Genomic DNA, 8,910 nt, shown 5'->3' on the forward strand with positions numbered 1-8,910 from the left:
CAGAAGAAATCCGCCATCCGCCATACCTCCTTGCTGGAGGATGGTGAATCATATCCCGGCGCTGCTGGGAATCCTGTTTATGGGTCCGGACCCTAGAAACCTTTGATTCTAGTGGATTTTACGATTTTGACATTTGCAGACCCATCCCAGCCGCCAGGGGATGCAAATGTCAAAATCAATCCACTAGCGCGTCCATGAGATCGGCAATTTGGTAAATCCGCGGACCATCACATGGCGCGCGCGCTCGGCGTGATTCAGATCGAGATCATATTCGCCGAGGATCGGCAGGATCTCTTCCAGGATGCTCTTGAGAATGGACTTGGCCACGAAGGCGCCCGCGCAGAGGTGCTGTCCCGCGCCGAAACCAAAATGCTTCACACGCTTGCGGTCGATGTTAAACAGGTCCGGCTGGTCGATGACCCGCTCGTCCCGGTTGGCCGATCCGAAGAAAATGACCGCCCGGGATCCCGCCGGGATATCGACGTCGCCGATCCTGACGTTTTTCATCACTTGGCGGGCGAAGCATTGGGTCGACGTATCCCAGCGGACGCTCTCCTCGATGACGGCATGAATCTTAGAAGGGTCGGCCAACACCTTGCGGCGTTCGTCGGGATAGAGCCAAAGCGCATTCATAATATTCGGGAAAAGATGGCCTGCCGACGCATTGCCCGCGAGAAGGACGGTAGATAGGTTAGCCACGATTTCGGGATCGCTTAGGGGAGCGCCCTGTCGCTTGGCTTCCAGCAGAACTGAAAACAGGTCGTCCCCTGGCGTTTCCTCGCGGCCAGCAAGTTCTCCGGCCAGGAACTGTCCGATCTGGTCGAAGCGCTCCGAAGGCAGAACGGTGCCCATAGGCCCGTCATCACCACGGAACAGGCCGGTCATCAGCGCGCCTGACTTTGCTGCTGCTTCTTCATCCAACCCAAGTAGCAGGCCGATCGCACCGAATAATAATGGCTTGCCAATGTCGGCGACGAAATCACAAACCTCGCGATCCGCGAGCATCGCCAACCGTCTCCGGGTCTCCTCGCGGATGACTGGAACCAGATTGGCGACGCGCGTGGGGGACAAGGTGCGCTGGACGACGCGCCGGAGTTGATCATGACGCGGGGGATCCATCGAGCCCAGCGTCTTGCCCACGCGCATCGGCGCATCAATTGTCACGTTGCCACGACAGGACGAGAAGGTCTCGTAATCGATCGCTGCGCGCTCCACGTCGGAATAGCGGGTGATCAGCCACAGGCCCGTCGCGTCGTCACGATAAGCTGGCGCCTGATCGCGAAGGCGGCGATAGGTTGGATAGGGATCTTCAAAAAACCGGCCGTCCAGTGGATCGAAAAGCCGGTCTTGTGGTTCGGTCATCACACTCTCCCATATCCAGACGACGGCCCGCCGCGGCGAGACTATCAATCTTTCGTTCGGAGAATTTAGTGGCATTAAAATATCCGAGCGTAAAGTTTAATATGCGCTCAGCACGCCACGTCTTGGCGATATCTGGAATTGCCCGCCCTCGTCAGTCGCGGAAAAAGAGCTCCAGGCATTTCTCGATATGCATATCGACGAAATCCTTTTCCAGCGGGGAGCGTCCCATGACCTTGATGACCTCGGGCGTTTGCATGAAAATTCGTGTAGATGCGCCAATGAACAGGTAATGCAAGTGATTAGGTTCTCCTTCGATGAACCAACCCTCTTTCTGAACAAGCTCGATAAGGCCGGTTACCATCTTGAAGTATTGGCCAACATAATTATTAACGATGGTATCAAGTCTGGGGTTCGGTTCTGTAGATGCGTGCGTCATCAACTTATGAAAATTGAGATTTTTAGCACTGTACCGAATGAATTCCTCTAGAATCAAGCGCAGCTTCGTCTTATTATCGACACCGCGCAGACCTTCCAGCCGATCCCTTTGCAGGGTCACGAATTCGCCGCTCAGACGATCGAAAACAGCATGCCACAGGCCATCCTTGCCGGCGAAATGGTAGGTGATCATCGTATGCTGCACGCCGGCGCGCTTCGCAATTTCCCTCGTGGAGGTGCCTTCGAAACCGTTGCTGGCGAACTCCTGTTCGGCTGCATCGATGATCTTCTCGCGCGTCTCGACAGCGCGTTGCTGTTCTGCACGCTGACGGACCGCGCGCGGCTTCTTCACTGGGGATTTCGCTGGCATTGTCGCAGGGAGCGAAGCCTCTGCCGTTTTACCACGTTTTCCCTGGCTATCTGCGGCCACTCGGCATCATTCCTTTTGTCTTGTCTGCAGGGCGTGATAATTCACCTGCCGCCTCGCATCGTCAAGTCGCATGCCTTGCGCGATCATCGAACGGATTGCCTCTTCAGCTTTCTCGATCGTGGCAGCAATAGCCAGCACTTCTTCTACCCGCTCCTGGGGGATCGCCAGAACGCCATCCGCGTCTCCCACCAGCCAGTCCCCCGCATTGACCCGGACTTTGGCGAGTTGGATCGGTACGTTATAGGCGTCGGCCGTCGTGCGATCTTTTCCGGTTCGCATGGTGTTGGCGCGTGCGAAGACCGGATAACCCAACTCGACGCAGCGGTCGCTATCTCGGCACACGCCGTCGATCACCGTTCCAGCGATGCCCTTACGATGGGCCACGAATGTCAGGATGTCGCCCCAGACGGTTTCGTCCAGAATGCCACTGTTGTCGATCGCCACAACCGCGCCTTCTGGCACATCGTCGATATAATCGCCGACCACCCCGCCGCTCTGTCCAACAGGCAACATGCGGATCGTGAAGGCGGGGCCGGCGAAGCGCATCGTGCGAACCACCGGCATTATGCCGACGGCTTGGCCCGCGATACCCAGCCGGTCCAGTGCGTCGGAAAGCGCCGTCACGCCGGCCGTCGTGAGCCGCGTTGCCAGATCAACTTTCTCAGTCATTGTTCTTCCCAATCATCTTGAGCATGTCTTCGTAGTCAGCGCCCATGACGTCGCCGATGGGAATGCCGGCTTCGATATCGCGCGCCATGAGCTGTTCCTTGGCGAGAATGGTTTCGGCGACTTCGATCACCGCATCCAGCCGAATTGCCGGAACGAATACGACCCCACTGCCATCGGCCAGGAGCCAGTCTCCCGGCTGTACGGCGATGCCGGCTATGGTCACGGGGCAGTTGAAATCATGTTCGGCAATTCGCCCGCGCGCGGTTATCGGCACGGCGTTCCGGGCGAAGATAGGAAGGCCGAGCTCGCGCGCTTCGTCGATGTCGCGAAAGGCACCGTCGACGACCACAGCGCTCACGCCCTTGCGGAGTGCGCCGCGGCTCAGGAGCCCCCCCCATCCCGAAACGTCGGTCCGGCCGCGGTTCTCCACCACGATGATGTCGCCAGTTTCTGCCGCCATGACCGCGCCAGCGCCAAGGTGGCGCTTGGGTAGACCTTCGATGGGCGGGCCGAGCTTAACGGTCACGGCACGTCCGGCAACGCGCTTACCGATCAACGTCTGCGGCGGAAGACCATGGACGGCGCCCGGCAGGCCAAGGTTGTCCAGCGCATCGGAGATTGTGCAACTGTCGAATCGTAGCAGGTTGGCGATAGCCTTCTGGACGAGCGTCATTCCGGCACCATGGCGGTGAAGTCGCATTGGACGAGCATGTTCGCCGGCAAGCCATCGTAGTTCAGGGTGTGGCGAGCCGGTCGCGATGCCGCGTCGGGGAAGCACCCGAGCCATTGGCGGTTGATGTGATCGCGCGCAGCCGGATCCTTGAGGTAGAAGGTCATGCGGACGATATCGCCTAGCGATGCACCAGCAGCGGCAACAATGCGTTCGAACTGTTGGAACATCAGCTCGGTCTGCGTCGCGACGTCATCGGGCAGTTTGCCTGTCTCGCTGTCGAGCCCGTAAATCCCTCCGGAAATGACCAAGCCTCCAACGCGGGAAGCCGCTGGAATGGGTTGCAGTCCGTGATCGAAGCCTTCGACTTCGATGCTCCTTCGTTGAGCCGATATCATATGCGTCTCCATCCTAATTCGCACGCCAGCAGGCAAAGCCCACGCCCACGCCTGTTCCGGCGGGTGTCCGCCGGATCGGCTCATATTCGGTCCAGTTCAGAGGGAGGTGCTCGGCCGCGCCTGCCGTCATGATCCAGTTGAGGATCTCCGAAGAGCCCGAATTGAGTGCACCTGGCGGGATCGACGTGAGCATGTGGCTATTGCCCGGCTGCAGCCCTTCGAGAACACGCGTGTCGAGATCCTCGTCGACCACGAAATGGCTGAGCCCTCCCGAAGCAACTACAGCAACCCGAGCGTCCCGCGGGCAAGCGACGAGCGCCGATCGCAGATGTCGTCCAACTTCGAATGCGCGTTCGGATGTCATCACGTTCGGCGGGAAATAGGTATTGAGCAGCACTGGCAGCATCGGATAGGAACGGCGGCGAAACAGCCGCTCGGCGATAAAGCCGAACGCATGGCCGAACCCGGCGGTCACCGGATCGTCCACGCACGATGCAGCCCCCACATCGACATGGGCGCGTATCAGTCCCTCAATTACGCCCAGCGCAAGTTCGGGGGCGCCGGGCAAGCGATGGACCCGATCCATCAGATAGCCCTTTGCCATCTCGTTCATCCATTCCGACTTGTCGGCACGGCCCCAAACGTCGTTGGTCACAATCTCATCGCCATAATAGACCGAAATCGCCGGCGTGTTTGATCGTGGGAACAATTCACCTTGGTCGTCGCCGATGACCATCACAACATCAGGTTCGGCGCTCTCAAGCTCGCCTGCCAGGCGGTCGAGCCCCGCCTGGCAACGGTCGGCGGCGTCCCGGAACTGTTCTGGTGTGGCGATCGCCGAATAGGGCGTGCCGATTTCTGCTACGAGTTCAGCATAGTTCACGAACCGGCCATCAGACAGGTTGAGCGCAGCGTTCTCCAGGTCGGCCTGGGCCCGATGCTCCCATTCGGGCCAATCCAGGGTGAGTAGCGGGCTGTGTGAGGCGGCCAGGCCAAGGACGATGTCTGCCATGGTGATCAGCCCGGCAGACCGCGGAACAGCTTACGGGCATTGCCCTCGAAAATCTGACTGCGTTGGGCATCGCTCAGAAAGCTCATTGCTTTGATCTCGGGGCCCACGTCGTCATAGGAACGACCGGTGTCAGGGTTGATCGGCGAGCCGCTGCCGAGGCGTTCTGTTCCGAAGCATACGCAATCGGGTGTGACCGTCTTGATCAGATATTCGATCGCTGGCGGAGAATGCAGGCAGGTGTCGAAGTGGAAGCGACGCAGGTCATCGTCAAAGCTGCCGGCGCCGTCGTTCAGTTTGCCCTCGATGCTGCCCTTGCCGAAGTTCGGGAACGCAGCGCGTTCCGCCCGCCAGCGACCAATCTGATAAGGCACTGATCCGCCGCCATGGGCGATGATAATCTTCAGCTTCGGATAGCGCTGCATCACGCCATCCCTGATCATCGACAGCAGTGCGATGGAATGTTCGGTGATGAAGTGGTTCGCATAGGTCTCGCGACCGTTGCAGCATGACGCCGCGTGGATCAACGCGGGCACGTCGCGCTCGCACATCCGCTCGTACAGAGGATACCAGTATGCATCACCCATCGGCGGGACATGGCCGGTGCCTTCGGATGGGTCGGGATTGATCAGGATGGAATTGAAGCCAAGTTCGTCCAGGCAACGGTCCATTTCTGGGAATACACGCTCGATCGGTTCGCCCGGAACCTGCGGAAGACCGGCCATGCCCATGAAGCGGTCAGGAGCGAGGCGGACCTGTTGCGCAATCGCATTGTTATTCCAGCGTGTCCAAACGTCAACCAGGCGCGCGCCGTGCGAGTGCAACATTGTAAAGGGGCGGGGCGAGACCATCTGGAATTCGGTTCCGACGAGATCCAGCGCTTTAAGCAAGACTTGGAGATGCTCGCGGAAGCGCTCGTCCGGGATTCGCGGTTCCATTCCGGAATAATGCCCGGCGCTGCCCACAAGGTTAAGCCCCATCGCGTTCAGTTCGGGCGGAGCCCAGAGGTGCGAGTGTACGTCGATAATCATGGCGAGGCATCCCGTTAAAGGTTGTAGACGTCCAAGGTCGGCTCTCCAGCACGAACTCGTTGCAGTATCTCTGCTTCCTTGCGTTCGCGCGCTCGCGCCGCGGCGACGAACCCGTCGGCGACATCGGCGCACAGGCTCATCACGCCGTCCGCATCCCCGACGACGAGATCGCCCCGCCGCACCGTGACGTTGCCGATACGAATTGGTTCTCCCACGGCACCATCGCCATTCGGGTCCTTCCCGGTACCCTGAATGCAAACGCGCCCGCAGAATGTGGGCAAGCCGAGCTCGATCAAGGCCAGACTGTCCCGCACGCCGCCCGTTATCACGAGACCGCCAAGGCCCACGGTAATGCCGGACGTCGCCATGATCTCGCCCCAGTAGCCAAACTCGCCCCCCCCGCCACAGTCGACGACGAGAACCTCGCCCGGCCGGGCCTCTATCATCGCTCTATGAATCCAAAGATTGTCTCCGGGGGGACAGCGAACCGGGAGCGCGGGGCCTGCGAGCGTCATCGTGAGGGCGAGCGGCTTTATCGTGGAAGGAAGCGCGCCGATACGGCCTGCGGCTTCATGAATGCTGGACGTGCCCGGAAATCCGGAACCCTGCCCTTGCGTATGAAAATCCAAGGAGCCTACTCCCAACAATAGTGGATCGTTTTTTTCCTTTATACACACCGTATGGAAGACTTAACAAGTGAAATTCGGAGATCGTGGCTTTAATCGAGTTGGCGCTGCGCCCAACGTAGGATCTGACAACCCTAGCGGACCAGGTCGGTGCCTGCGCAGCGGCCCGCATGTTGCTCTACCGCTTGATCGAGCAGCATACCCTTGGAGGCGAACGGCTCCCGCTACACCATTTCGGTGCTCGCCCAACGGCAAGACTGATACGGCTCAGTCGGGCATACATGGGCGATGATCGGCCGGTCGGCGGCAGGCGGCCGTTAACCGCGATCTCCTACTACCCCCGACGGCCACGCTCCGCATCTCGGGGCGGATGGGCATTCGGCCGCAATGAACCAGTGAGGCGCCGCTGAAAAGCCCGCGAGGCGCCGTTAAGCCTCAAGGGGCATTTTATTTTTCGTGTCACTACACAATAATCCGTGTGGCATGGTTATATGGGTATATCGATCCTTATGGGTCAGTATGCATTGCGACATAGCGGCAAATGGGGCTCTCAAATTTGAAATCTCTACTCAAGCTCAACGGTTCGATTCACATCGTTGCCGATCAACGTACCGAGGCACTGGCTGGCTGGATAAGTGAGGCTCTGACGGCGCGAGGGGTTATCCATCGGTCGTCGGTCACTTCGTCGATGAATGGACTGGAAAATCTGGACGAAGCTGTCGTCCTGGTATCGCTGTTCGTCCCTTGCGGTTCGAAGGAGATGGACGCGATGCCGAAGCTGCGGGCGATCGTTTCTCCGCTGCTCGGTTATGACTGGATCGATCTCGAGGCGGCCAGCGAGCGTACGATCGCGGTGGTCAACGGCGAGGTCGAGGAAAACCGGCTTGGCATCGCCGAGGCGACGATCATGTTGCTTTTAACCCTGCTTTATCGTCTGCACGAGACCGAGCGTGCGATGCGCGAGAGCCTCGCCACAGGCGGCATCCGGCGCAACTTGCTGCAAGGGAAGACGGTCGGGATCGTGGGATCTGGTGGCATCGCCCGCTTGGTGATCGACCGGCTAAAGCCTTGGGCGTGCCATATCGTCGTCGCCGACTCCTACCAACCAGCGGACATGGGCGTCGAATTCGTTACTCTTGACGCGCTGGTCGCCGACAGCGATGCCATCCTTCTCCTGACCAACCTCACGCCGCAAACGCGGCACCTGATCAATGCCGACAAACTGGCAACCGTACGCCCGGGCGTCATCTTCGTTAATACGGCGCGGGGCGGGTTGATCGACGAAGGCGCGCTGATCGATGCATTGGACGACGGTCGCGTCGCGGGGGCCGCCCTGGACGTGTTCGAGCAAGAGCCGCTCGCCTCGGATCATCCGTTGCGATCACGCAGCAATGTGATCCTTACACCCCACTGCATCGGTCATAACGAAGAAGCGAAGCTCGCCGTGCCGCGTGTCGCCGCCGAAAATGTCGAAACACTCATCAGCGGTGACTTGCCTGGCAGCTGCCGGAACCCGGCGATCGCCGATCGCTGGCTAGCCACGACGTGCGGCTGAGGTCGCCCTCCATGATGGTAGGCACGCAACCGATCCGCGCCGCGTGAATCCTCGGCAGCCTTGAGATCAGTTCGGTAATTCACCGCCACGGACCAACCATCCTGTGCTGCCGGGATTGCCGTAGCGCGTCCAATAGCTGGACCGCCGCGAGCTATGAGAACCGATTTCATAATGGCCTTAATAACTCAGGCTGCATCGCCCTTAGCAAACGGCCAGTTCTGGCAGGAGCTGACGTTCAAAGTCCGAGCGCGAACGACGCGTTTTGGTCGGAAGATGCCAGGCCTTGTGAGAAAAATGCTAACGTTGATAAATGTAAAAGTGACGTCGCATTTTACCCTGTACTGTATCGATAATGAGCTTTTTCGATGCAGAATCTCATTCTGTATCGAAATATAGCTTGATAGCGTATTAGATAAGACATAAAATTCGCAACACGTTTTCGATACGGGTGATCTATGTCGCGTGTTTTTGCTTATTGTCGTGTCAGTACTGCCGATCAAACTGCAGAAAATCAGGTTCTTGAGATCAAGGCAGCGGGGTTCCATCTTGAGCCAAGACGGATTGTTGCTGAAACAGTCTCGGGATCAACAGCTGCGATGCAGCGAGAGGGATTTAGCAAACTAGGGTCCGGACTCATTAGAGCCACCATATGACGAAGGCGGCGATGGCGATGGTTGCCATGAAGGTCTTGATGTTGCGGTCAAACCTGGTGGCTACGCGGCGCC

10 protein-coding genes are annotated in these 8,910 nt (G+C 58.9%); 2 read left to right on the forward strand and 8 right to left on the reverse strand.

Going from position 1 to position 8,910, the window contains the following annotated elements:
- Positions 1-183 precede the first annotated feature (183 nt).
- From ASE49_RS06595 to ASE49_RS06630, 8 genes are all read right to left on the reverse strand, one after another.
- A complete protein-coding gene (locus ASE49_RS06595; protein WP_056769605.1) occupies positions 184-1,362 on the reverse strand; it encodes a cytochrome P450 in 1,179 nt (392 codons plus the stop codon).
- Between the two features lie 151 nt (positions 1,363-1,513).
- On the reverse strand, positions 1,514-2,227 hold the full coding sequence (locus tag ASE49_RS06600; RefSeq protein ID WP_156370170.1) for a TetR/AcrR family transcriptional regulator: 714 nt from the start codon (positions 2,225-2,227) through the stop codon (positions 1,514-1,516).
- Positions 2,228-2,233: 6 nt separating this feature from the next.
- A complete protein-coding gene (locus tag ASE49_RS06605) occupies positions 2,234-2,896 on the reverse strand; it encodes an RraA family protein (protein ID WP_056769610.1) in 663 nt (220 codons plus the stop codon).
- Positions 2,889-3,569 (reverse strand): RraA family protein, encoded by a 681-nt coding sequence (locus ASE49_RS06610; RefSeq protein WP_056769611.1) that lies wholly within the window; start codon positions 3,567-3,569, stop codon positions 2,889-2,891. Before ASE49_RS06610 ends, ASE49_RS06605 begins: the two co-directional genes overlap by 8 nt.
- Positions 3,566-3,964 (reverse strand): RidA family protein, encoded by a 399-nt coding sequence (locus ASE49_RS06615; RefSeq protein WP_056769619.1) that lies wholly within the window; start codon positions 3,962-3,964, stop codon positions 3,566-3,568. The genes ASE49_RS06610 and ASE49_RS06615 overlap by 4 nt, the downstream gene beginning before the upstream one ends.
- A gap of 13 nt (positions 3,965-3,977) precedes the next feature.
- Entirely contained in the window at positions 3,978-4,976 is a 999-nt protein-coding gene (locus ASE49_RS06620) for a hypothetical protein (RefSeq protein WP_056769612.1), read from the reverse strand.
- Between the two features lie 5 nt (positions 4,977-4,981).
- Entirely contained in the window at positions 4,982-6,004 is a 1,023-nt protein-coding gene (locus tag ASE49_RS06625; protein WP_056769615.1) for an amidohydrolase family protein, read from the reverse strand.
- Between the two features lie 14 nt (positions 6,005-6,018).
- Positions 6,019-6,633 (reverse strand): RraA family protein, encoded by a 615-nt coding sequence (locus ASE49_RS06630; protein ID WP_082456342.1) that lies wholly within the window; start codon positions 6,631-6,633, stop codon positions 6,019-6,021.
- A gap of 553 nt (positions 6,634-7,186) precedes the next feature.
- On the opposite strand from ASE49_RS06630, the gene ASE49_RS06635 reads away from it, so the two are divergent.
- The gene (locus ASE49_RS06635; RefSeq protein WP_162234234.1) at positions 7,187-8,185 is read left to right on the forward strand and encodes an NAD(P)-dependent oxidoreductase; all 999 of its coding nucleotides are present in this window, start codon (positions 7,187-7,189) and stop codon (positions 8,183-8,185) included.
- A gap of 455 nt (positions 8,186-8,640) precedes the next feature.
- Positions 8,641-8,838, forward strand: a complete 198-nt coding sequence (locus ASE49_RS17680; RefSeq protein ID WP_082456344.1) for a recombinase family protein — start codon at positions 8,641-8,643, stop codon at positions 8,836-8,838.
- Positions 8,839-8,910: the final 72 nt, after the last annotated feature.

The sequence above is a fragment of the Novosphingobium sp. Leaf2 genome (assembly GCF_001421325.1).
Classification (GTDB): domain Bacteria; phylum Pseudomonadota; class Alphaproteobacteria; order Sphingomonadales; family Sphingomonadaceae; genus Novosphingobium.

What these genes read in the sequence shown, in the direction of transcription:
- ASE49_RS06595 (WP_056769605.1), bottom strand. Translation starts at nt 1,362, where the DNA reads ATGACCGAACCACAAGACCGGCTTTTCGATCCACTGGACGGCCGGTTT.
- ASE49_RS06605 (WP_056769610.1), bottom strand. Translation starts at nt 2,896, where the DNA reads ATGACTGAGAAAGTTGATCTGGCAACGCGGCTCACGACGGCCGGCGTG.
- ASE49_RS06610 (WP_056769611.1), bottom strand. Translation starts at nt 3,569, where the DNA reads ATGACGCTCGTCCAGAAGGCTATCGCCAACCTGCTACGATTCGACAGT.
- ASE49_RS06615 (WP_056769619.1), bottom strand. Translation starts at nt 3,964, where the DNA reads ATGATATCGGCTCAACGAAGGAGCATCGAAGTCGAAGGCTTCGATCAC.
- ASE49_RS06620 (WP_056769612.1), bottom strand. Translation starts at nt 4,976, where the DNA reads ATGGCAGACATCGTCCTTGGCCTGGCCGCCTCACACAGCCCGCTACTC.
- ASE49_RS06625 (WP_056769615.1), bottom strand. Translation starts at nt 6,004, where the DNA reads ATGATTATCGACGTACACTCGCACCTCTGGGCTCCGCCCGAACTGAAC.
- ASE49_RS17680 (WP_082456344.1), top strand. Translation starts at nt 8,641, where the DNA reads ATGTCGCGTGTTTTTGCTTATTGTCGTGTCAGTACTGCCGATCAAACT.